The organism is Methylobacterium sp. CM6244, assembly GCF_054817885.1.
The window spans coordinates 1,761,976-1,783,258 of the sequence record NZ_CM139247.1 but is presented as its reverse complement, the minus strand read 5'-3'; the positions used below and the strand labels follow the sequence as shown (position 1 = coordinate 1,783,258).

At 66.4% G+C, this 21,283-nt stretch carries 19 protein-coding genes; 7 read left to right on the top strand and 12 right to left on the bottom strand.

Features of this window, described 5'->3' with window-relative positions; genetic code table 11:
- Positions 1–18 precede the first annotated feature (18 nt).
- The gene (locus tag ACYQML_RS08220) at positions 19–1,695 is read left to right on the top strand and encodes a methyl-accepting chemotaxis protein (protein ID WP_461235256.1); all 1,677 of its coding nucleotides are present in this window, start codon (positions 19–21) and stop codon (positions 1,693–1,695) included.
- A gap of 105 nt (positions 1,696–1,800) precedes the next feature.
- Here ACYQML_RS08220 and ACYQML_RS08215 read toward each other — a convergent pair whose 3' ends face one another.
- From ACYQML_RS08215 to ACYQML_RS08205, 3 genes are all read right to left on the bottom strand, one after another.
- Positions 1,801–2,475, bottom strand: a complete 675-nt coding sequence (locus ACYQML_RS08215) for a GntR family transcriptional regulator (protein WP_461235693.1) — start codon at positions 2,473–2,475, stop codon at positions 1,801–1,803.
- A 143-nt stretch (positions 2,476–2,618) separates the two neighbouring features.
- Positions 2,619–4,097: a glucose-6-phosphate dehydrogenase gene (gene zwf, locus ACYQML_RS08210; RefSeq protein ID WP_056423632.1), complete on the bottom strand. Its 1,479-nt coding sequence runs from the start codon at positions 4,095–4,097 to the stop codon at positions 2,619–2,621.
- Positions 4,098–4,265: 168 nt separating this feature from the next.
- The gene (locus tag ACYQML_RS08205) at positions 4,266–5,096 is read right to left on the bottom strand and encodes an SDR family NAD(P)-dependent oxidoreductase (RefSeq protein WP_461235255.1); all 831 of its coding nucleotides are present in this window, start codon (positions 5,094–5,096) and stop codon (positions 4,266–4,268) included.
- A 144-nt stretch (positions 5,097–5,240) separates the two neighbouring features.
- Here ACYQML_RS08205 and ACYQML_RS08200 point away from each other — a divergent pair, with 144 nt between their 5' ends.
- Positions 5,241–6,767 (top strand): L,D-transpeptidase family protein, encoded by a 1,527-nt coding sequence (locus tag ACYQML_RS08200; protein ID WP_461235254.1) that lies wholly within the window; start codon positions 5,241–5,243, stop codon positions 6,765–6,767.
- Positions 6,768–6,772: 5 nt separating this feature from the next.
- Here ACYQML_RS08200 and ACYQML_RS08195 read toward each other — a convergent pair whose 3' ends face one another.
- The 3 genes from ACYQML_RS08195 to ACYQML_RS08185 form a co-directional block, all read right to left on the bottom strand.
- Positions 6,773–7,147, bottom strand: coding sequence for a VOC family protein (locus ACYQML_RS08195; protein ID WP_207410031.1), 375 nt, complete (start codon positions 7,145–7,147; stop codon positions 6,773–6,775).
- A gap of 206 nt (positions 7,148–7,353) precedes the next feature.
- The gene (locus ACYQML_RS08190; RefSeq protein WP_461235253.1) at positions 7,354–7,716 is read right to left on the bottom strand and encodes a hypothetical protein; all 363 of its coding nucleotides are present in this window, start codon (positions 7,714–7,716) and stop codon (positions 7,354–7,356) included.
- 185 nt (positions 7,717–7,901) lie between these two features.
- Positions 7,902–8,954 carry an alpha/beta hydrolase gene (locus tag ACYQML_RS08185; protein WP_056423623.1) on the bottom strand — a complete coding sequence of 351 codons (1,053 nt, stop codon included), beginning with the start codon at positions 8,952–8,954 and terminating at the stop codon, positions 7,902–7,904.
- 217 nt (positions 8,955–9,171) lie between these two features.
- Here ACYQML_RS08185 and meaB point away from each other — a divergent pair, with 217 nt between their 5' ends.
- From meaB to ACYQML_RS08170, 3 genes are all read left to right on the top strand, one after another.
- Positions 9,172–10,164: a methylmalonyl Co-A mutase-associated GTPase MeaB gene (gene meaB / locus ACYQML_RS08180; protein WP_056423616.1), complete on the top strand. Its 993-nt coding sequence runs from the start codon at positions 9,172–9,174 to the stop codon at positions 10,162–10,164.
- Positions 10,161–10,793: a pyroglutamyl-peptidase I gene (locus ACYQML_RS08175; protein WP_461235252.1), complete on the top strand. Its 633-nt coding sequence runs from the start codon at positions 10,161–10,163 to the stop codon at positions 10,791–10,793. Before meaB ends, ACYQML_RS08175 begins: the two co-directional genes overlap by 4 nt.
- A 127-nt stretch (positions 10,794–10,920) precedes the next feature.
- A complete protein-coding gene (locus ACYQML_RS08170) occupies positions 10,921–11,265 on the top strand; it encodes a CsbD family protein (RefSeq protein ID WP_056423612.1) in 345 nt (114 codons plus the stop codon).
- A gap of 64 nt (positions 11,266–11,329) precedes the next feature.
- On the opposite strand, the gene ACYQML_RS08165 is transcribed toward ACYQML_RS08170, so the two are convergent.
- From ACYQML_RS08165 to ACYQML_RS08155, 3 genes are read right to left on the bottom strand one after another with little or no spacing between them, the layout of a single operon-like run.
- A complete protein-coding gene (locus ACYQML_RS08165; protein ID WP_311274277.1) occupies positions 11,330–12,115 on the bottom strand; it encodes a 3-hydroxybutyrate dehydrogenase in 786 nt (261 codons plus the stop codon).
- Positions 12,116–12,141: 26 nt separating this feature from the next.
- Positions 12,142–12,885 (bottom strand): acetoacetate decarboxylase, encoded by a 744-nt coding sequence (locus ACYQML_RS08160; RefSeq protein WP_056423609.1) that lies wholly within the window; start codon positions 12,883–12,885, stop codon positions 12,142–12,144.
- 38 nt (positions 12,886–12,923) lie between these two features.
- A complete protein-coding gene (locus ACYQML_RS08155) occupies positions 12,924–14,060 on the bottom strand; it encodes a patatin-like phospholipase family protein (RefSeq protein ID WP_461235251.1) in 1,137 nt (378 codons plus the stop codon).
- Between the two features lie 261 nt (positions 14,061–14,321).
- Between ACYQML_RS08155 and ACYQML_RS08150 the strand changes: the two genes are divergently transcribed.
- Positions 14,322–15,284, top strand: a complete 963-nt coding sequence (locus ACYQML_RS08150; protein ID WP_461235250.1) for an acetyl-CoA carboxylase carboxyltransferase subunit alpha — start codon at positions 14,322–14,324, stop codon at positions 15,282–15,284.
- Between the two features lie 357 nt (positions 15,285–15,641).
- The gene (locus tag ACYQML_RS08145; RefSeq protein ID WP_461235249.1) at positions 15,642–17,222 is read left to right on the top strand and encodes a L,D-transpeptidase family protein; all 1,581 of its coding nucleotides are present in this window, start codon (positions 15,642–15,644) and stop codon (positions 17,220–17,222) included.
- 78 nt (positions 17,223–17,300) lie between these two features.
- Here the strand turns inward: ACYQML_RS08145 and ACYQML_RS08140 are convergent, their stop codons facing one another.
- The 3 genes from ACYQML_RS08140 to ACYQML_RS08130 all read right to left on the bottom strand — a co-directional run bounded on the left by ACYQML_RS08140 (position 17,301) and on the right by ACYQML_RS08130 (position 21,244).
- Positions 17,301–17,546, bottom strand: a complete 246-nt coding sequence (locus tag ACYQML_RS08140; RefSeq protein WP_056423601.1) for a hypothetical protein — start codon at positions 17,544–17,546, stop codon at positions 17,301–17,303.
- Between the two features lie 131 nt (positions 17,547–17,677).
- Positions 17,678–18,394 (bottom strand): PhoH family protein, encoded by a 717-nt coding sequence (locus ACYQML_RS08135; RefSeq protein WP_461235248.1) that lies wholly within the window; start codon positions 18,392–18,394, stop codon positions 17,678–17,680.
- A 444-nt stretch (positions 18,395–18,838) separates the two neighbouring features.
- Positions 18,839–21,244: an ATP-dependent helicase gene (locus ACYQML_RS08130; RefSeq protein WP_461235247.1), complete on the bottom strand. Its 2,406-nt coding sequence runs from the start codon at positions 21,242–21,244 to the stop codon at positions 18,839–18,841.
- Positions 21,245–21,283: the final 39 nt, after the last annotated feature.

The following is a 21,283-nucleotide window of genomic DNA, read 5'->3' as shown; positions in this document are numbered from 1 at the left end:
GTTACCCTGGACCGTTTCATGCGCCCCTCCATCAAGACAACGCTCATCGGCCTCTTCACCGCGCTCGCCATCATTACGACGGTGCAGGGTGTGGTTGCCTTGCGGAAGCTCGACGCCATCGGTGGCCGTATCGAATTGCTGGCCTCGAACGCGCTCCCCTCCGTCGATGCGGCCCATAGTCTGAGCGCGCTGGTCATGCGGACCCGCCTTTGGCAGTTCCGGTATCTGATGGCGGATGACGAGGCCGAGCGTGCCCTGAGCATCAAGAACGTCGGAGACATGATTCAAAACGCCGAGAAGGGCAGAGCAGCCTATCTTCCCCTCATCAGTTCGCCCTCGGAACAGGCGTTGTTCGATGATTTCTCCGCCAAATGGCAGGTCCTGCAGAAGGGTTGGAACGCCCTGCTCGAGATCGATACCAGCCAGCGCGCGTCGCTGACCGAGCGCTTTCGCGGCCCGATGAATGCCGAGTACCTCGCCGCGACCGCCGCCGCGCGCAAGCTCGTGGAGCTCAATGGACAGGCCGGGACCGCCGCGAGCGTAGCGGCGCGCGAAGAACAGGCCGAGGCGGTCCTCACCACACGGACGATGCTCGCCATTTCCGTCGCCATGGCGCTGGCCGCCATGGCGTTCGCTCTCCTCGGCGTGTCGCGTCCCATCGAGCGGATCACGGCGGCGATGCGTCGGCTGGCCTCCGGCGAGACCGATGTGGCGATCCCCGGTATCGGGCGGACCGACGAGATCGGCGCGATGGCCGGTACCCTCGACACGTTCCGGGACAATCTGGTGCGGACCCGTATCCTGGAAGCCGAAACCGCGCAGGCCCGTGCCGATTCAGAGACCCAACGCAAGATCGCCGCCCTCGCATTGGCCGATGGTTTCGAGAATGCGGTCGGCGATATCCTGACCCGCGTCTCGGCGGCGGCGACCCAGTTGCGCGCGACCTCCCAGAGCATGTCGGGCACGGCGACGCAGACCGCGCAGCAATCGGTCTCCGTGGCGGCAGCGGCGGAGCAGGCGGGCACCAACGTCACCATGGTGGCGGCGGCGGCCGAGGAGCTCGGCTCGTCCGTCATGGAGATCGGCCGTCAGGTCGATGGCTCGACCAGCCTGGCTCACCGTGCGGTGGAGGATGCAACGCGGACCGGTGCGCAGATGAAGGATCTGAGCGATGCGGCCGCAAAGATCGGCGACGTCGTCGCGATGATCGCCGCCATCGCGGGCCAGACCAACCTCCTCGCGTTGAACGCCACCATCGAGGCCGCGCGCGCCGGTGAGGCGGGCCGGGGCTTCGCCGTCGTGGCGGCGGAGGTCAAGGAACTCGCCAACCAGACCGCGCGGGCGACAGACGAGATCGGCAGCCAGATCAGCCGGATCCAGGGCTCCACCGGTCAGGCCGTCACGGCCATCGAGACCATCACGGCCCGCATCCGCGAGATCAGCACCGTTGCGACGTCGATCGCCGCGGCAGTCGAGGAGCAGGGTGCGGCGACGCAGGAAATCGTACGCAACATCAACCAGGCCGCGGAGGGGACCGGCGAGGTGACGACCACCATCGCGAGCGTGGCGGGCGCCGCCGAAGAGACGGGCGCCGCGGCCTCCCAGGTCCTGGCTTCGGCCTCCGAGCTCTCGCGCGAATCGGAGCATCTCAACGCGGAAGTGGCTCAGTTCCTCGCAACGATCCGCGCGGCCTGAGCAGCACCGCCCAACGTCGTTACGCCACCGCGTCCCGGGGCCCGGATAGCGGAGCTTTGGGATTGCCCATCGCGGAATGCCGGGGTGATACCAAGTCCCGGTCCTTCACTCGCCGGCGCCGAAATTCTCGGCGATGACCGGGGTCTTCGAGCGGATATGGTCACGCATGACCGTGGCCAGCGCCTCGCCATCACGGGCGTGGAGCAGCGCGATCATCCGCTCATGCTCGGAGACGGCCCGGCTCCATTGCTCGGCGGTTTGGTGGACAGCGTAGCGCGATCGCTGAATGCGGCCGGACAGGCTCGCATAGATGGTGCCCAGCACCGAGTTGCGGCTGGCCGCCATGATCGCCTCGTGGATCGCGCGGTTGAGCCGAAAATACGTGGCTTCCTCGCCGTCCTTCCAGGCCTTGACCATGTCGTGATGGTCCTGCTCGATGGCGGCGATCTCATCGTCGCCGATCGTGCGGCAGGCGAGATCGGCGGCCGTCGCCTCGAGTCCGGCGATGACCTCGATCATCTCTTCGATCTCGGCCTGAGACAGGCTAGCCACCCGGGCACCCCGGTTCGGCAGCAATTCGAGCAGCCCCTCGGTGGCGAGGATCTTGATCGCTTCGCGAAGCGGTGTGCGCGAGATGCCGAACAGCTCGGTAAGCTCGCTTTCATTCACCCGCGCGCGCGGTTCGAGCTCTCCCGACTGAATCAGATCCCGCATCCGGTCCACGACTTCGTCATGGAGGTAGCGACGATTGATCCCGATCGCCGAGTCGAGCTTTTCCATGGGGGCGTAGGTCTTGATGTTGGAGGGGCGATACTCTCCAGACGTGTAGGCGTCGGGCAACGGCCTGTCGAGGGAGTGCCCGATTAGTTGTTTTTATTAGCCTCACACAAATAACTTCTCTCCTGTGTGCAGCACCCCTCCGGTCAGTGCACCTCCTCGTGCCAGGTCCGTCCATCCCGCTCGATCAGGGCGATGGCAGCGGTTGGCCCCCAGCTGCCGGCCGGATAGGCGCGGGGCGGCTCGGGCCGGTCCGCCCAGGCCTTCAGCAGCGAATCGGCCCAGGCCCAGGCCACCTCCACCTCGTCGCGGCGCATGAACAGGGTGGCGTTGCCGCGCACCACGTCCATCAAGAGGCGCTCGTAGGCATCGGGATAGCGCTGCTTGAAGGTCTCCTCGAACGAGATGTCGAGGTTGGTGGGCCGCAGCCGCATGCCGCCCGGACCGGGGTCCTTCGTCATCACTTCCAGCTTGATCCCCTCCTCCGGCTGGAGTCGGATGACGAGGCGGTTGGGCTCGCGCCCGAAGGATTCGGCCGGGAAGATCGAGAAGGGAGAGGCGCGGAACTGCACCACGATTTCGGAGAGCTTCTGGGGCAGGCGCTTGCCCGTGCGGATGTAGAACGGCACGCCGGCCCAGCGCCAAGACTGCACCTCCAGCTTCAGAGCGACGAAGGTCTCCGTGCGGCTCTCCGTCTCGCCGCCGAGATCGGCGCGGTAACCCTGGACCGGCTTGCCGTCCACGGCGCCGGCCGCGTACTGGCCGCGCACGGTGACGGACTGGACGTCGTGGGGCGTGATCGGCTTCAGCGCACGCAGCACTTTCAGCTTCTCGTCCCGTACCGAATTGGCATCGAGTGTGAGCGGGCTCTCCATCGCCATCAGGCAGAGAAGCTGGAGCAGGTGGTTCTGCACCATGTCGCGCAACGCGCCCGACGTGTCGTAATAGCCGGCCCGGCCCTCGACACCCACCGTCTCGCCCACGGTGATCTGCACGTGATCGATGACGTCCGCCGTCCAGAGGCGCTCGAAAATCGTGTTGGCGAAGCGCAGGGCCAATAGGTTCTGAACCGTCTCCTTGCCGAGGTAATGATCGATGCGGAAGATCTGCTCTTCGGGGAAGACCTCGCCGACCGCGTCATTGATGGCGCGAGCGGATTTCAGATCCTTGCCGATCGGCTTTTCCAGCACGACCCGCGATTTCTCGCCGATGAGCCCGTGGACCGACAGGTTACGGCAGATGGAGCCGTAAAGGTCGGGCGAAGTGGCGAGATAATAGGGCCGGACCTGGTCCGGCCGCTCCGCGAGCTTGGCGGCGAGATCCTCCCAGCCGTCGTCGCCGGCCCCGTCCACGGCCACGTAATCGAGGTGATCGAGGAAGGCGCCGAGCTTGTCCTCGACGAGATCTCGGGCCGGGACGAAGCGCTTGAGCGCATCGCGTGCGCGCTCGCGAAAGGCATCGGCGCTCATCTCCGAGCGCGATGCGCCGATGATGCGGCTGGTGCCGGGGATCTGGCCGTCCTTGTAGCGGTAGTACAGGGCCGGCAACAGCTTGCGCGTGGTCAGATCGCCGGTGGCGCCGAACACGACGCAATCGAAGGAAGCGACTGGGATGATGGTGGCCAAAGGGCGGCTCCCGTTCTGATATCCCCGATGACGGGGCTGTTGCCGTGGATCGCGTTCGTGAGGACCGACATCCGTCCCGTACCATGCAAGGCACCCGCCATAGCCGGGACCGAGCGCACGCCCAAGCTTCAACAGGCCAATCGGCCGATAAAAGGGCCGAGCCCCCGCTCAGCCCATATGGCGCTTGAAGGCATCCGCGTAATCGGGGTGCCAGCGCGAGAGCGCGGGCCGGTTCTCGATCACGTCGCCCGCCGTCCAGGCGATGCGGTGTTCATCCTGGATGCGGGTGGTCTCGTTGTCGGGGCAGAGGATGTAGAAGTCCCCCTGCCCCATCGCTTCGACCATGAACTCCACCGTCTGCTCCGGTGTCCAGGCGGCGTCGGGCTTCTCGGCCACGCCCCGCGCCCTGGTGAGGCCGGTATAGACGAAGCCCGGAATGAGGAGATGCACGCTGACCTTGGACCCGTCGCGCCCGCGCAGGTCGTGAGCCAGGGCCTCGGTGACCACTTTCACGCCCGCCTTCGAGACATTGTAGGGCGTGTTGCCCGGCGGCGTGGTGATCCCCTGTTTCGAGCCGGTGACGATGATCGCGCCGGGTGCGCTCGCCTCGGCCATGGCGGGCGCGAAGGCCTGGATACCGTTGACGACGCCCCAGAGGTTGGTGTCGAGGATGCGCCGCCACGTCGCCTCGTCCGAGAAGAGGCGGCCGCCCGCTTCGATGCCGGCATTGAGCATGACGATGGCGGGTGGCCCGCCCGCCGCCTCGCGCAAGGCCTCCACGTCCTCGCGCCGGCCGACATCGGTGGGGCACGCCACAACCTGCGCGCCCGTCGCCGCAATCTCCGCACGCGCCGTCTCCAGCGTCTCGCCGGGCAGGTCGGCGAGGACGATCCTCATGCCCGAGGCGGCGAACCGCTTGGCGGCGGCGAGGCCGATGCCGCTCGCGGCCCCCGTCACGACGGCCGTGCCGCCACTCCGGATCGCGGGATGATGAATCATGGCCTGACCTCCTCGACGTTTCGGATTGGCCTGGAGGTAGGGCGAGGCGTCCCGATTTGTCAGGGCCTGCGGATGGGAATGGGTGGGAACTTGGTAACCATCCGGCCCGCATGATCCGGACCTCTCTGCTCACGAGGGTTGCCTGTGTCGTCGCGTTGCGTCGTGTTCCCGTCGATCCTGCGTGCCGGCCTGTCGCCGCTCGCGCTGATGCTGTGCCTTACAGGAGTTCGAGCCGAACCGGCTCCATCCCTTCCGGAGGCCCCGCCCGCCACCGCCAAGCCTGCTGCCAGGGCCGAGTCCAGCCCGAAAACCGATGCGGCCCCGAAATCCGCACAAACATCGGGGAACGCGGCCCCCCAATCCGCCCCGCTGGCTCAGGGAGCGGAGCCGGCTCCGGCGGCGCCGAAGAAATCCCGGGAACTCCCTCCCCTCGTGGTGGCGCGGGTCTCCGACGATCCGGTGCCGACGCTCGCCCCCTCGACCTTCCTCGACACGTTCCGCATGGCGGAGCGCTATCAGGCCATCGTCGATGCCGGCGGCTGGGGTACGCTGCCCGCCGACCTGACGATCAAGCCGGGTGCCCGCGACCCGAACATCCCTGCACTCCGACAGCACCTCGTGCTCACCGGGGACCTGCCGGCTGGCGTGCCGAGTTCGGACCTGCTCGACCCCGTCCTCGTTTCGGCGGTGAAGGCGTTCCAGGCCCGCCATGGTCTGCCCGAGACCGGCATGATCGGCCGCCAGACGGTGACCGCCCTCAACGTGCCGGCGGCGACCCGCCAGCGCCAGCTCTCGGCCTCGGCCGCGCGGCAAATCGGCTCCAACTTTCCCTATGGCGACCGTTACGTGGTGGTGAACATCCCCTCCGCCGCCGTGGAGGCGGTGGAGAACGGCGTCGTCGTGCGCCGCTACGTGGCCGTGGTCGGCAAGCCCGACAAGGCGACGCCGAGGATCGAGGCGCGCATCACCGACGTGAACCTCAACCCGACCTGGACCCTGCCGATTTCCATCATCAAGAAGGAGATCATCCCCAAGATGCGGAAGGATCCGGGCTATCTCGCCCGCGAGCGGATCCGCATCCTCGGCCCTGGCGGCGTCGAGGTCGATCCGACGACGATCGACTGGGCGGGCGAGAAGGCGGCGAATTACACGCTTCGCCAGGATTCGGGCCTGGATAATTCCCTCGGTCAGGTCCGCATCGACATGCCGAACAAGCAGGCGGTCTACATGCACGACACGCCGTCGAAATCGCTGTTCGCACGGGAGGTACGGTTCCACTCGCATGGCTGCGTGCGGGTGGCTCAGGTGAAGGAACTGGCGGGCTGGCTGCTGGAGGGTACGCCCGGCCCCAACGGCCCCGGCTCGACCTGGGGACCGATGGAGATCGAGGCCAACATCGCCACCAACGAGCGGGTCGACATCAAGCTGCCGAAACAGATCCCGGTGACCTTCGTGTATCTCACCGGCTACGCCACGCCGGATGGTCGCGCCCATTTCCGCGACGACATCTACGGCATCGACTCGCCGGCGGTACCGATGCGGGATGCGGTCATCACGGGCTCCATCACGCCGAAGAAGACGGCGCCGGTAGCACCCGCCAAGGCCATGGGCGACGCGCCGGTCCCGCCCGGCAGGATACCCGCCAAGGCGGCGCGACCGGCCGCGAACTGATCGGATCAGCCGCGCTGCAGCAGCTCGATCCGAACCCCGTCCGGCCCATCGAGGAAGGCGGTGCGAAGCCCGGGGCGGACATCGGTGATGTCGATGACGAAAGCGACGCCGCGACGCTTCAGATCGGCGACCGTGCCGTCGAGGTCGTCGACCGCCAAGCCGATATGCTCGATGCCCCGGTTAGGCGGCGTGGCAGAAGGGCCGGCTTCGGGTGCATGCTCGATGAAGAGGGTGAGCCCACCGAGGTCGAGGACGACGCGGGTCACGGTGGCGCCGCCGTCACGGGTGAGTTCGCGGGCGCCGAAGGTCTCCACGTAGAAACCGGCGGCCGCGACGGCGTCCTGGCTGCGAAGATGGAGGTGTTCGAAGCGGAAAGTCATGCGGTCCTCGCTCTGTGCCGAGACTCGTGGCAGGCATCGCGCCCACGCCGTGTTCGAGACCTTGCCCGATCCCAGCCGATGCCCCAGCGGCTCAGGGATAGCTCGCAGAAGCCACCGTCAACGGCTGGCAGGGGCGATCGCGATACAAGGCCCCGCCCGTGTCCGGGCGAGGCGGTCGGCGTGAGATGATCCTGCGGGATCAGGCCTTAGGAATCGAGGCCGGCATCCTCGTCGATATCCACGAGGAACACGATGTCGGCGTCGTCTTCGCCGTCCTCGTCTTCGTCCTCATCGGGCTCTTCGGCGCTCTTGGCATGACGCATGTCGGGCTCGAACGGAGCGTCTTCGTCCGAATCGTCCTCGGCCAGAGCATCCTCGAAGATTTCGATCTCATCCTCAGTGGCGGGGCGGATCTTGAGCTCGGACGTGCCGTTCCACAGCACCTTGCCGTCGCTCTTCATCGCCTGGATGTCTTCCTTGAAGCCGTCGCAGGTGAACAGGTCGCGAGCGGTTTCCTCGGTCCCGTTGATGACCGCGATGGCCACGCCATCGATATCGAGAGTGAACATCGCACAATCCTCGTTCTGGGCGCGCCGGAAGGCGGCCGCGTCGGTGTGGGAATCGTCAGCCCGACAGCCGCTCGTGTAGGGGCGAACGGGGCCGAGGCCAAGACCTCAAGCCAAGACCTCAAGCCAAGACCTCAAGCCAAGACCTCACACCAAGACCTCTCGCGTTGTCCGGGGCGGTGCTGCGCTCAGGCTCCACCGGCCGCCCGGCCGATCGCGCGCTTGACCACGCCCTGCACCTCGGGATTCGACAGGAACAAGTCGTGGTTGATGAGGCCGCCGCCGTAATCGGACGCATCCGCCACCCTTACGCCCAGGGCCTCCAGCCGCTCGCGGTCGGCCGCGCCCGCACGGACGACGCCGCCCGCGATGGCACCGGAGAGTTCCAGTGCGCGGTCGTTGGTCGAAGAGATCACCGTAATCTTCGAGACGTCCGGCCCCATTCGCTCCACCGCGCCGGTGAACAGGTCGATGTCGATGTCGGGCGCCGCGAGGACGATGGCGCCGATCCGCGCCATCGCCGCCTCGCCGGCCTCGGCACGCAGCATACGGATGGTCTCCAGGGTCAGGAGAGTTCCCATGGAATGGGCAACGATGTTGATGCGCCCGCCGCTCGGTGAACTCGCCAGCGACTTCAGCAGGTCCTCGAACGCATCGCGTGACCACAGAGCGCTCTCGCGGTCGTAACCGTAATCGAAGGTGGCGGCCGCCGACGGCCAGGTGAACAGGCCCGATGCGCCCCTAAAATGTATGCCGTCGGAGAGTCGGGCTGCGCTGACTGCCGCCGAAGCGAAGCTCTCTCGGTAGCCGTGGACATAAATCAGCACGTCTCGCCCGAAGGCCGCCTGGGTGAAAGCCGCCGCCGCGCCCGCCCCGGTCTCCACCTGCGGCACGGCGGTCACCGCCCAATCGCCAGACACCACGGAGGAGACCTTGCCGATGAGCGACCGGTCCGGTGCTGAGAGGCGCACCTCGGCAAAGCTCAGGCCGCGGCCGCGCTCGGAACTGAAATACGGGCTCTTGGGCGGGTTGCCCACGGGCTTGCGCGTCGTCGCCACCAGCAGGATCGGGCTGACGTCGAGATTCGACTGGCGCTCGGGACCCGTCCCACCGGTGACGAGCCCGTCGGCGACGCAGCCGGCGAGGCCCGGCGTCAGGCTGGCAGCGCCCATGAGCGCGGCGGCGCGGAACAGCGAGCGGCGGGTCGGCAGGGATGCCCCAACAAGGTGGTTTCGGATCATGGCGTACTGACGGCCTCGTGACGGCCCGGCGCTTCAAGTCCCGGCCCCTCCTCCTACCGTGTCGGTGACGATCGTGACCATGGCAGGGCATGAGCGTGGCGGGGGCCGATGTGAATAGCGGGCAGAGGCCGGCCTGTGGCCGGTCGGGTACAGGCCGGCCAGCTCAAGGGGCACGTGCCCCCTCGACGAAACCGAGCCGGCCCGGCATGAAGGGCTCATGGCGCTTCCTCCCTCTCTCGACATCGACTCCCTGCGCGAACGGCTGCTCGCGGGCGACCGCGCGGCCCTGGCACGCGCGATCACGCTGGCGGAATCGAAACGGGCCGATCATCGCGCCGCAGCGCGCAGCCTCATCGATTCGGTGCTTCCCCAGACCGGCACGGCGATCCGGGTCGGCATCACGGGGGTGCCAGGGGTCGGCAAGTCCACCACGATCGACAATCTCGGCGCCAACCTCACCGCCGCCGGCCACAAGGTAGCGGTGCTGGCGGTCGACCCCTCTTCCAGCCGCACCGGCGGGTCGATCCTCGGCGACAAGACCCGGATGGCCCAGCTGGCGCTCGACCCGAACGCCTTCATCCGCCCCTCCCCCTCATCGGGCACCCTCGGCGGCGTCGCGGCCAAGACCCGCGAAACCATGCTTCTTTGTGAAGCCGCGGGATTCGACGTGATCCTGGTGGAGACGGTGGGCGTCGGCCAGTCGGAGACGGCGGTGGCCGACCTCACCGACTTCTTCCTCGTGCTGATGCTGCCCGGCGCCGGCGACGAGTTGCAGGGCATCAAGAAGGGCATTCTCGAACTTGCCGACATGATCGCGGTCAACAAGGCCGACGATGGCGAGGGCGAGCGCAGGGCCAACGCGGCAGCCGGCGAATACCGGGCGGCGCTCCATATCCTCAGCGCTCCGAGTTCGACCTGGACCCCGCCGGTGGTGACCATTTCCGGCCTCAACAACAAGCGTCTCGACGCCATGTGGGACAAGGTGGTCGACCACCGCAACAAGCTGACCGCCACAGGCGAAATCGCCAAGAAGCGCCGCGCTCAGGACGTGAAGTGGATGTGGGCCCTCGTCCACGAACGCCTGCACCAGCGGCTCGTCGGTTCGCCGGAAGTGCGCAAGCAGACGGCCGAGGCGGAAGCCGGCGTGGCGCGAGGCGAATCCTCCCCGGCCGCCGGCGCGGAGGCCATCGCGACGCTGATCGGGCTGTGACGGGGGGGCATCTCCTCGTCACCGGGTTCGGCCCTTTCCCCGGCATGCCGCGCAACCCGAGCGAGACGCTCGCTCGGCAGGTCGGACATCTCGGCCGGCATGGCATCGCCGGGTTCCCGGTGCGCACGCTCATCCTGCGCACCGCCTATGCGGCTCTTTCCGAGTCGTTGAAGCCGGCCCTCGCCCAGAGCCCGGCCGCCGTGCTGATGATCGGCGTCGCTGGCCGCGCCAAACGGGTTCGCGTCGAGGCTCGCGCCCTCAATCGGGCAAGCCGGCTGTTTCCCGATGCATCGGGGCGGATTCCGACCACCCTGCGGCTCGACCGTCAGGGACCAGCGCAGCGCGAAGCCCCCATCGCGGCCCGCGCCCTCGTCTGCCTGAAACGGCAGGGGATTTCGGCGATCCCATCCCGGAATGCTGGCCGCTACCTGTGCAACGCCAGTTACTTCCAGGCGCTGGCCGAGCCCTGCCCGGTTCTGTTCCTCCACATCCCACCCGTCCGGGCGGCATGGCGGCGATCCGCGTCGCCCGCGCGAAAACGGCGCGATCCCCTGGCGGTCCTTCCCAGGGCGGTATCCGAGGTGGGGCGTCTGCTGCTCATCGAAGCACGGGAGCGACACACCCCGTAAACCGCTCGCTCAAGAAAGTTGTCTTGCGATGGTGCGCTTGGCCGGTTCGCACGTTCTGTGACCATCGGATGCGGGCGCCGCCTTGGGAGCGCCGCTCACACATCTGCGATTCTGAAGGAGTTGACCCATGGTTGATACGGATCGAGTCGTCGGGACGGCCAAGGACCTCGGCGGCCGCGTGCAGAGCGCCGTCGGCGATGCCGTCGGATCGTCGCGGACCTCGGCGGAAGGCCGCTACCGCGAGGCGGAGGGTCGCGCCCAGGAGGTCTACGGTCAGGCCAAGGACACCCTTCGCGACGTGGCGGGCAACGTCTCCGACTATGCCGGCGACGCCTATGACCGCGGCGGCAGCTACGTTCGCGATGGCGCCCGCGCCGTGGAGAGCCGTGTCGAAGAGAACCCGCTCATCGCCCTCGTGATCGCCGGAGCCGTCGGATACGGCCTCGCCCTGCTCCTGCACGGCCGCCGCTGAACACCAGATTCGCTTGAAACGAGCCCGTCCCGTCGTGCCGACGGGGCGGGCTTTTCGCTGCGCGCTACTGCGCGGTCCAACCGCCATCCATGGGGATATTGGCGCCGGTGATCTGGCTCGCACCGTCGCTGCACAGGAACACGGCGAGGGCCGCCACCTGCTCCACCGTGACGAACTGCTTGGTCGGCTGGGCCGCCAGCAGTACGTCGTTCATGACCTGCTCCTTGGTCATGCCCCGTGCCTTCATCGTGTCGGGGATCTGCGCCTCCACCAACGGCGTCCAGACATAGCCCGGCGAGATACAGTTCACGGTGATGCCATGGGTGGCGAGTTCGAGGGCGGCGGTCTTAGTCAGGCCGGCGATGCCGTGCTTGGCCGAAACGTAGGCCGACTTGAACGGTGAGGCCACGAGGGAATGGGCCGAAGCGGTGTTGATGATGCGGCCCCATCCCCGCGCCTTCATTCCGGGGATGGCGTATCGCATGGTGTAGAAGGCCGAGGAGAGGTTGAGCGCGATGATCTGCTCCCATTTCTCGGGCGGGAAATCCTCGATCGGCGAGACGAACTGGACGCCGGCATTGTTCACGAGCACGTCGACCGAGCCGAATGTCTCCTCGCCAAGGCGGATCAATCCCTCGATCTCGCCGGGCTTCGTCAGGTCGGCCGGGGAATAGGCGGCCTTCACACCGAAATCCGCCTCGATCCCGGCGCGCTCCTTCTCGATATCCTCTGGCTTGCCGAAGCCGTTGATGACGACGTTGGCGCCCTCCTTGGCGAAGGCGCGGGCATAGGCGAGGCCGATGCCGCTGGTGGACCCCGTGACGATGGCGGTCTTGGATGTCAGGATCATGGAAGCCTCTCGGGTCATCTGGGCGATCAGGCGAGATAGTCGTGCAGCACCTGCCCGTAGGGCAAGGTGAAGTCGACGATCATGTGCCGGCCGCCGACGATGCGCTTCACCGGCAGGTCGGCGACCCGACAATTCACGTGCGGGATCAGGTCGAGGCGCGCCTCGCCGTCCCAGGCGCCGTGAACGGTGATGTTCTCCAAGCGATAGCCGACGAGTTGGGCCACTTTCGGCGCGCCGGTCACGTCGGGAAGGAGCTTGAGGTTGACGTTGAGGCGGCCGAGGCCGGCCTTCACCGTGTCGAGCTCGTTCTCCAGGCTCTTGTGCTTGTAGGTCATGGTGCCCATCGCAACGCGCTCCTCGTCGTAATGGAGCGTGCCGGTGAGCGTGTCCTTCATCACCTTGAGGCGAGGCACGCCCCATTTCTTCGGGAAGCCCCAGATCTCGCGGCCAGCGGTGATCGGCGGCTCGTCGTCGAGATACATCTGGATCGAGAAGTTGCAGGCCTCGCCGTTATAGGTGGCGACGGCGCCCGATCCGCTCTCCTCGTAATCACCGAACCCGGAGGAATCCGGCATCTTCATCCACTCGTAATAGACGAGGTTCTCGGGGTGGGGCTCCAGCGGCTCGGGCAGCGCCCGGCGCAGGGCCTCGGCATCGGTCTCGTAGGTGATGATGAGGTATTCGCGCCTGAGGAACCGATACGGCCCGCGCGGATAGCTCGGACTGAAGGCGGGCATCGAGGGAACTTGCAGGATCTCGTCACGGGTCATGGCGTATGGGCCTCCGGGATGAAGCGGTCGGGATGACGTCAGTCGCGGGCGTCCCGCGTCAGGTCGAACACGGCTACGCCGGTTTCGTCGTGCACTCGGTCGCACCAGGCTGGAGAGCGCAGAGAGCGGCGCATGTCACCGGCACCCGCCGCCCAATGCTCCAGCATGGTGGCGCGAGAGAACTCGTAATCCTTCGAGTTTCCCTCATAGGCTTTCCGCCGGTAGATCAGCTGCATCACGGTCGTGAAATTGGCGTGGGAGACCTGGCGCAGGTAGGCGACGTCCTCGTCGCTCATCAGCTCGGGCGGCAGCTTCTCGGCCAGCCGTCGGAACGCGGCTTTCGCGCGGCGGGCTTCGAGGTTCTTGTCGGTGTTGAGCCGCGTGCGGCTCGAGAAGCGGATGTCTTTCTCGCGCTCGGCCGATTCGACCAGGGTGCGGGGCATCGGCCCGCGCGCGGCGAAGAGATCGACCTGATAGACCACGAGGTCACGGCTGCGCTCCTCGTCGAGGATGTATTGCAGCGGCGTGTTCGAGACGATGCCGTCGTCCCAATATTGCTCGCCGTCGATGGTCACCGGCGGGAAACCCGGCGGCAATGCCCCCGACGCCATGATGTGCTCGGGCGTGATGCGGTCGCAGCGATTGTCGAAATAAACGAAATTGCCGGTGCGCACGTTGACGGCTCCGATGCTGAGCCGGGTGCGCCCCTCGTTGATGAGGTCGAAATCAACCAGCCGCTCCAACGTCGCCCTGAGCGGAGCGGTGTCGTAATAGCTCAGCGCCTCCGGGGCGCCGGGCGGATAGAACGTCGCCGGGGGAACGCGTGGCGTGAAGAAACCGGGGACGCCGAAAGTGGCGATCCAGTTGGCGCTGGCCTCGTTGAAGGCCGCACGCGCCTTCTCGCCGGGAAACCAGGGTGAGCCCATCACGCCGGACGAGACCTGCTCCCAGAACGCCCTCAGCCGCTCGACGCGGCGCTCGGGCGGATTACCGACGATCAGGGCCGCGTTGATCGCGCCGATGGAGATACCCGCCACCCAGTCGGGCAGGATGTTCTCGGCCGCCAGCGTCTCGTAGATGCCGGCCTGGTAGGAGCCGAGTGCGCCACCGCCCTGGAGTACGAGGACGTGGGATTCGCCGCTGGGAAACGCTATCACGGGCGCGGACCTCTCCATAGCGTCCCAGACGCCATACAAAGAGGCTGGAGAGTGGACGCCGAACGATGACGGCACCATGACCCAAGGCCAAGCTTAAGGCTATCGTCGTGTAGGGCGAAGGCCGGCTCTGAGAGCCAGGATGGTTGACAGGCGGTGTTCCTTCGCCAACACCCCCGGCCAATCGCGGCTTTTCCCGCCCGCCCCGGACGCCTTCCGTCGCCGTTGTCTCCGACACGGCATCCCGGCGCACCAATGGCAACGAACAAGGATCTCTGACCGATGTCGGTGACGCGCTCCTATCTCGATTTCGAGAAGCCGGTGGCCGAGCTCGAATCCAAGCTGGAGGAGCTGAGGACCATGGCCGCCCGCGACGGTGCGGTCTCCATCAGCGAAGAGGTCGGCCGGCTCGAGGGCAAGGCCGCCGCCGCCCTGTCGGACATCTACGCCACGCTGACGCCCTGGCAGAAAACGCAGGTGGCACGCCACCCGCAGCGGCCGCACTTCATCGACTACTGCGCCGGGCTGATCACCGAGTTTACTCCCCTGGCAGGCGACCGCACCTTCGGCGAAGACCAGGCCATCGTCGCCGGTTTCGGCCGTTTCGAGGGCCAAGCCGTCTGCGTGCTGGGCCAGGAGAAGGGCTCCTCCACCGAGAGCCGCCTGCGCCACAATTTCGGGATGGCCAAGCCCGAGGGTTACCGCAAGGCGGTGCGGCTGATGGAATTGGCCGATCGGTTCGGCCTTCCCGTCCTCGCCTTCGTCGACACGGCCGGCGCGTTCCCTGGCATCGAGGCGGAGGAGCGTGGGCAGGCCGAGGCCATCGCCAGTTCCACCGAGGCCTGTCTCGCCCTCGGCGTGCCCAATGTCGCCGTCGTCATCGGCGAAGGCGGCTCGGGCGGTGCCATCGCGCTTGCCACCGCCAACCACGTACTCATGCTCGAACATGCGATCTACGGTGTGATTTCGCCGGAGGGTGCGGCCTCTATTCTCTGGCGCGATCAGGGCCGTGCGGCGGATGCGGCCACCGCCATGAAGATCACTGCGCAGGATCTGCTGCGCCTTGGCATCATCGATGGCATCATCCCGGAGGCGACCGGCGGCGCCCACCGCGGCCGCGAGGCAGCCATCGCCAATACGGGCAAGGCCGTGGCCAAGGCCCTGGCCGAATTCGATGGTCTGAGCCCCGACGAGATTCGAGACCGCCGGGCCGCGAAGTTCCTCGATATCGGCCGCAAACTCTGATGCGTCGTTTTAGCGCACCCCTCATGCGGAACCGTTGAAGATTTTGTTAAATCCCGCCTCGGGACTGGTCGTGAAGCCCCGCTATGACGACGGGCCTACGGCGCATCGCACAGAGAAATACCAGCGGAATCAAGTCGATTGCTCTCCGACTAGCATGCCTGAAAGTCGAGGCTCGACGACACTTTGCGGCAAGGTGTTGCCCACAATGAGGAAGCCACCGAAATCCACATCCTCACAAGCCGGCCATTTGCGTCTTCTTGCGGTAACAACCGGGTAAGTTTAACGACGCTATTGGGTTGGGGAGTGGCGTTCGACGGGCGAGATCCCGCGAGCGCATGAATGAGGACGGGGTTCCCCATGGCTTTGCGCCCGCTGGCTCTACGCCTGGCTACGGCTGCCGGTATCGTTGCGCTCGCTCTCTCCCTCACCGCTTGCCAGGACGGCTCGATGGGCGGCGGCGTCCCGTTGCGGGCCCTGACTCCCGTCCCCGCGAAAACCTTGGCGCTCATGGCGCAGAAGGGCATGGCGGCGAACGACCCCATCCTGATCCGCGCTTTCAAGAAGGAAGCGGAGATGGAGGTGTGGAAGCGTGGCGCGAACGGCCAATACGCGCTGCTCAAGACCTTTCCGATCTGCCGCTGGTCGGGCCAGCTCGGCCCCAAGACCAAGCAGGGAGACCGGCAGGCCCCTGAGGGTTTCTACACGGTGACACCGGGGCAAATGAACCCGAACTCGTCCTATTATCTCTCTTTCGATACCGGCTACCCGAACACGTACGACCGGGCCAACGGGCGGACGGGCAATTACATCATGGTGCACGGCACCTGCTCGTCCTCGGGCTGTTTCGCCATGACCGACGAATCGATGGGCGAGATCTACGCCCTGGCCCGCGATTCCTTCGCCGGCGGGCAGCGCGCGTTCCAGTTCCAATCCTACCCGTTCCGGATGACGGCGACGAATTTCGCTAAGTACCGCAACGACCCGAACGCGCCGTTCTGGAAGAACCTGAAGGAAGGCTCGGATTATTTCGAGGCCCTTCGCGAAGAGCCGCGCGTGAACGTCTGCGGCACACGCTACGTCTTCGGCGGACAGGATGTGGCGGCCGGCTCGTGCTCGCCGAAGGTGGATACGCTCGTTGCCGAGAAACGGGCGCGGGACAACCACGACATTGCCGAGCTCGTCGCCAAAGGCACGCCCGCGACGCGTGTCGTCTATGACGATGGTGGCCAGAATCCGGTCTTCCGGCCGCAGCCGCCCGCCTCGACGATGGCCTTCGCGAATTTGACGAAGAAGGAAGAGCCGGAGGCCCCCTACGACCCGAAGGAATATGCGCGCCATCATCTCGGTGAGGTGAGCCGGCCCGAGAGCCTGGCGGCCGGCGAGCGCGAGGTCGAGGTGGATGCCAAGGGACGGCCGGTGATGCTTGCCGCCGCCGAAGCTCCGATCCCGACCAAGGCCGCTGCGGCCGCCCTCAAGCCGGGGGCCGACAAGACCAAGTCCGGCAGCATCGTCGCGAAGACGGATGCGGCGTCCGAACCGCAGAAGCCGGCAGCGACGGCGCGCATCATGGTGGCCGATGCCGACGCGGATTCACCTGCCTACACAAAGGTTCTCGGCAGCCTCTTCACCGCGAAGGCTTCACCGACGCCCGCGACCCCATCGGCCAATGCCGCCACGATCCCGGCTGTCGCATCCGCGCCGGAAACGATCCAGACGGCACCGAAGGCTGGCAAAGCGCCCCATACTGGTCATGCGATCACGGTGCCGACAGTGACCGGCGCCGTGGGACAGAAGGCCAAGATCGCCGCCGACCCCGTGAAAACCGGCAAGGCCACGACGAGCGGTGCGCCGTCACCTGTTGCCAAGACGCCTCCGGCCAAGGATGCCGCGCTCAAGGAAACATCGGTGAAAGCCACGGCGGCCACACCGAAGCTCTGAACGGCAGCACTCTCTAACGGTCGTCGCACAAAAAAGGGCCCCGATCGGGGCCCTTTCACATTCACATCGCTGCTGCGATCACATCCGGTGCATGCGGCGGTGATGCATCATCCGGTGACGCATGTGGTGGCGGTGCATGCGCATGTGGTGACGGCGGTGCATCCGACGATGCATGCGGCGCTCAGCATGGTGCATACGCACGGGAGTGACGGTCTCGGAGGAGGTCACACCCATCGGGGCGCCGGGGGCGGCCGAAGCGCTCGTGGCGAGGCCGGCTGCGCCGAGGCTTCCGACCATGGCAAGCGCGAAGATCAATTTTCTCATCGGGCGTTTCCGTTCTCTTTAACCCGAGCTCCGCGCTCGGATTGATCTCCCAAGCTGGCGCCGGGGAGATGATTGCCGCACGCCGAGACGTGCGGCGGGTCCGGTTCGACCCGCCGCTGATAACACTCAAGTCAGAGTTTCGTTTCCTCGAAGGCCCGTACCCATTCCGCGCAAATGCCCGAACGGACGATATCGTCGAGGGTGAATTCGACGATCGGGATCGGCATCATGCGGCTTTTGACGAGATGGATCACGGTCCTGAGGCCTGACGTCTCGCGCAGGTCGGTCTGGGACACGTCGCCATTGATGATGACCTGGCAATCGTCGCCGATCCGGGTGAGGAACATCTTGATTTCGGCGGTGGTGGTGTTCTGCGCCTCGTCGAGGATCACGAGGCAGTTCTTGAAGGTGCGTCCGCGCATCACTTCGAAGGGGACCACCTCGATGTCGCCGGTCTTCATGGCGATCTCGTAGGCGGCGTCGCCCATTCGCTCCTTCATGGTCTCGGTGAGCGGGGTCACCCAAGGCGCGATTTTTTCCTCTAAGCTGCCTGGGAAGAACCCGAGCGAGCGGCCAGCGGGGACGTTGGGGCGGGTGATGATGACCTTGGCGATGCGGCGCTGGCGGAGCTGATCCGCGGCGCGGGTTCCAGCAATGTAGGTCTTACCGGTACCGGCCGGGCCGAGAACGATGACCTGCTTGTTGACGGCGAGAGCGTCGAGATACTCCGCCTGTCGCTCCGTGAGCGGTTGGATCGGGGCCAGGTTACGCTCGTCGTCGAACCGGGTGCGGTGCAGCCGCACCGGGCGGTCTTCTACCAGTTCAAGTCGCGTGCGCCGTCTTTTCATCGATCAACACTCCAACTGGACTTGCCAACTAGGGTTTAACTGATCTTCGACCTGCTGACGTCTTTTAACCTCGATAACATTTCCTGCACGGCTAACTTTATCAACACTACGCCAATTCGAGAGCAGGTCTTTCAGTTCCGGATGTCGCCACGACGCCTGTGGACGACTGGCCTCGAAGATGATGCGGGCCCCGCATGCGCGACCCACGAATCACCTACGCACGCACCATGCCGCTCCCGTCGCGACAGGGGCGTGACAGCGCGAATTCTTGAGTGTGTGGCTGAATATCTCTCGGAAGACTCGGCGGCGACAGTTGAAGCGGGTCATGCGGATGGAGAGGGCGGGATGTCGGCGCATCCATCTCGACCATGACACTCCTGCCCTGCTGAAGGGCTGAACCGGCCGGACCACATCGCTTATCGAGCGTGGAGCCGGCTGGGTGCTTCAGCCGGGCTGGATGAAGCTGTCGAGAACCATCTTGCGGCCGGCCTTATCGAAGTCAACGGTCAGCTTGTTGCCGTCGACGGCCGCCACGTTGCCGGGGCCGAACTTGGTGTGGAAGACTCGCATACCATCCGAAAACGCAGACGGCGCCCCCGTCGACTTCGCGACGAGCTCGCCTTCGATCTGGCGAGGACCAGCATTGCCTCGTCCGGGCGGCGAGGACCGTCCGAAAGCTTGCCGATTCCCGCCTCCGAACTCCTGGTTGCCGGCAGTGTTGGCTTGCGCCCGCTGCCAGCCCGGCGTCGCGTAGGAGGAACCGAACGGCGCCGGGTTGCGGTCGAAGCGCGAGGCGCCGGCGGAGAAATGCGCCGGGGCGTCGACCACGTCGACGGCGTCTGCGGGCAACTCGTCGATGAACCGGCTCGGCACCGTCGAGGACCATAGCCCATGGATGCGCCGGTTGACCGCAAAGGACAGCTTGGCGCGTTTTCTGGCACGGGTCAGGCCCACATGGGCGAGACGGCGCTCCTCCTCCAGCCCGGCGCGGCCGCTCTCGTCGAGCGCCCGCTGGTTCGGGAACAATCCGTCCTCCCACCCGGGCAGGAACACGGTGTCGAATTCGAGCCCCTTGGCCGCATGCAGGGTCATCAGGGAGACCCGGTCCGCCCCTTCCTGCTCGCTCGCCTCCATCACGAGGGAGACATGTTCGAGAAAGGCAGCCATGTCGGGGAATTCCTCCATGGAGCGCACGAACTCCTTGAGGTTCTCCAGGCGCCCGGCGGCATCCGCGGACTTATCCTTCTGCCACATCTCGGTGTAGCCGGATTCCTCCAGAATGGTCTGGGCCACCTCCGAATGCGGCTGGGTACCGACCATCCGCGCCCATCGCGAAAAGCTCTCGACCAAAGCGCGGACGCCCGAGCGGGCGCGCGGCTTCAACTCGTCGGTCTCGATCAGGCTGCGGGCGGCCTGGAGCAGCGGCACGCGCTGCGAGCGCGAATAGCCGTGGAGGATCTGCAGGGTAGCGTCGCCCAGGCCCCTCTTCGGGGTGTTGAAGATGCGCTCGAAAGCGAGGTCGTCCGCCGGGTTCATGGTGACGCGCAGATAGGCCAGCGCATCGCGAATTTCGGCCCGTTCGTAGAATCGCGGCCCACCGATGACGCGGTAGGGCAGACCGAGCTGGACGAAGCGGTCCTCGATCTCCCGCATCTGGGCCGAGATGCGCACGAGCACGGCGATCTCCGAAAGCGGATGCTGCTTGGCCTGCAGGCTCTCGATCGATTCGCCGAGTTGGCGCGCCTCTTCCTCCGAATCCCAGGCGCCCGACACAGTCACCTTCTCGCCGGCCACGTCTTCGGTGCGCAGGGTCTTGCCGAGACGGCCTTCGTTCTTGGCGATGAGCCCGGATGCGGCGGAGAGAATATGACCGGTGGAGCGGTAGTTGCGCTCGAGCCGCACCACGGCCGCACCGGGGAAATCGTGTTCGAAGCGCAGGATGTTGTCGACCTCCGCCCCGCGCCAGCCATAGATCGACTGGTCGTCGTCGCCTACGCAGGCGACGTTGCGGTGCCCCTGCGCCAGCAGGCGCAGCCAGAGATACTGGGCGACGTTGGTGTCCTGGTACTCGTCGACCAGGATGTAGCGGAAGCGCTGCTGGTAATTCGCCAGCACGTCCGGGTTCTCGCGCCACAGCTTGAGGCAGAGCAGCAGCAAGTCGCCGAAATCGGCGGCGTTCAACGTCAGGAGCCGGGCCTGATAGGCGGTGTAGAGCGCGCCACCCTTGCCGAAGGCGAAGGCCCCCGCCTCGCCGGGGGGTACCTGCTCCGGCAGGAGGCCGCGGTTCTTCCACCCGTCGATGGCCGAGGACAGGGCGCGGGCGGGCCAGCGCTTCTCGTCGATGTTCTGGTCGACGATGACCTGCTTCATCAGGCGCAGCTGGTCGTCCATCCCCAGGATGGTGAAATCCGATTTCAGCCCCACCATCTCGGCGTGCCGGCGCAGGATCTTGGTGCCGATGGAATGGAAGGTGCCGAGCCAGGGCATCCCCTCGCCGGCCGGGCCGATGAGGGCACCGATCCGGTGCTTCATCTCGCGGGCGGCCTTGTTGGTGAAGGTCACCGACAGGATGTCGTAAGGCCGCGCCTTGCCGGTCGAGACCAGATGGGCGATTCGCGTGGTGAGCACCCGCGTCTTGCCGGTGCCTGCACCAGCGAGGACGAGGACCGGCCCTTCCGTCGTCTCGACTGCGCGGCGCTGCTCGGGATTCAGCCCTTCGAGATAAGGCGAACCCTGTGGCCTGAGGGAGGCCATGGCGCGCGCGGCGATAGAGGTCTGCGCGGCCTCGGCCGCCACGCCGGAGGCCGGCGCCGGCACAGGGGCCGTCGTCGCGTCGGGATGCTGTTTCATGTTGCTTCCCTGGACCAAAACGCGAACGACGTCGAGGGT

What these genes read in the sequence shown, in the direction of transcription:
- ACYQML_RS08220 (WP_461235256.1), top strand. Translation starts at nt 19, where the DNA reads ATGCGCCCCTCCATCAAGACAACGCTCATCGGCCTCTTCACCGCGCTC.
- ACYQML_RS08215 (WP_461235693.1), bottom strand. Translation starts at nt 2,475, where the DNA reads ATGGAAAAGCTCGACTCGGCGATCGGGATCAATCGTCGCTACCTCCAT.
- ACYQML_RS08205 (WP_461235255.1), bottom strand. Translation starts at nt 5,096, where the DNA reads ATGATTCATCATCCCGCGATCCGGAGTGGCGGCACGGCCGTCGTGACG.
- ACYQML_RS08195 (WP_207410031.1), bottom strand. Translation starts at nt 7,147, where the DNA reads ATGACTTTCCGCTTCGAACACCTCCATCTTCGCAGCCAGGACGCCGTC.
- ACYQML_RS08190 (WP_461235253.1), bottom strand. Translation starts at nt 7,716, where the DNA reads ATGTTCACTCTCGATATCGATGGCGTGGCCATCGCGGTCATCAACGGG.
- ACYQML_RS08185 (WP_056423623.1), bottom strand. Translation starts at nt 8,954, where the DNA reads ATGATCCGAAACCACCTTGTTGGGGCATCCCTGCCGACCCGCCGCTCG.
- meaB (WP_056423616.1), top strand. Translation starts at nt 9,172, where the DNA reads ATGGCGCTTCCTCCCTCTCTCGACATCGACTCCCTGCGCGAACGGCTG.
- ACYQML_RS08170 (WP_056423612.1), top strand. Translation starts at nt 10,921, where the DNA reads ATGGTTGATACGGATCGAGTCGTCGGGACGGCCAAGGACCTCGGCGGC.
- ACYQML_RS08165 (WP_311274277.1), bottom strand. Translation starts at nt 12,115, where the DNA reads ATGATCCTGACATCCAAGACCGCCATCGTCACGGGGTCCACCAGCGGC.
- ACYQML_RS08160 (WP_056423609.1), bottom strand. Translation starts at nt 12,885, where the DNA reads ATGACCCGTGACGAGATCCTGCAAGTTCCCTCGATGCCCGCCTTCAGT.
- ACYQML_RS08155 (WP_461235251.1), bottom strand. Translation starts at nt 14,060, where the DNA reads ATGGAGAGGTCCGCGCCCGTGATAGCGTTTCCCAGCGGCGAATCCCAC.
- ACYQML_RS08150 (WP_461235250.1), top strand. Translation starts at nt 14,322, where the DNA reads ATGTCGGTGACGCGCTCCTATCTCGATTTCGAGAAGCCGGTGGCCGAG.
- ACYQML_RS08145 (WP_461235249.1), top strand. Translation starts at nt 15,642, where the DNA reads ATGGCTTTGCGCCCGCTGGCTCTACGCCTGGCTACGGCTGCCGGTATC.
- ACYQML_RS08140 (WP_056423601.1), bottom strand. Translation starts at nt 17,546, where the DNA reads ATGAGAAAATTGATCTTCGCGCTTGCCATGGTCGGAAGCCTCGGCGCA.
- ACYQML_RS08135 (WP_461235248.1), bottom strand. Translation starts at nt 18,394, where the DNA reads ATGAAAAGACGGCGCACGCGACTTGAACTGGTAGAAGACCGCCCGGTG.
- ACYQML_RS08130 (WP_461235247.1), bottom strand. Translation starts at nt 21,244, where the DNA reads ATGAAACAGCATCCCGACGCGACGACGGCCCCTGTGCCGGCGCCGGCC.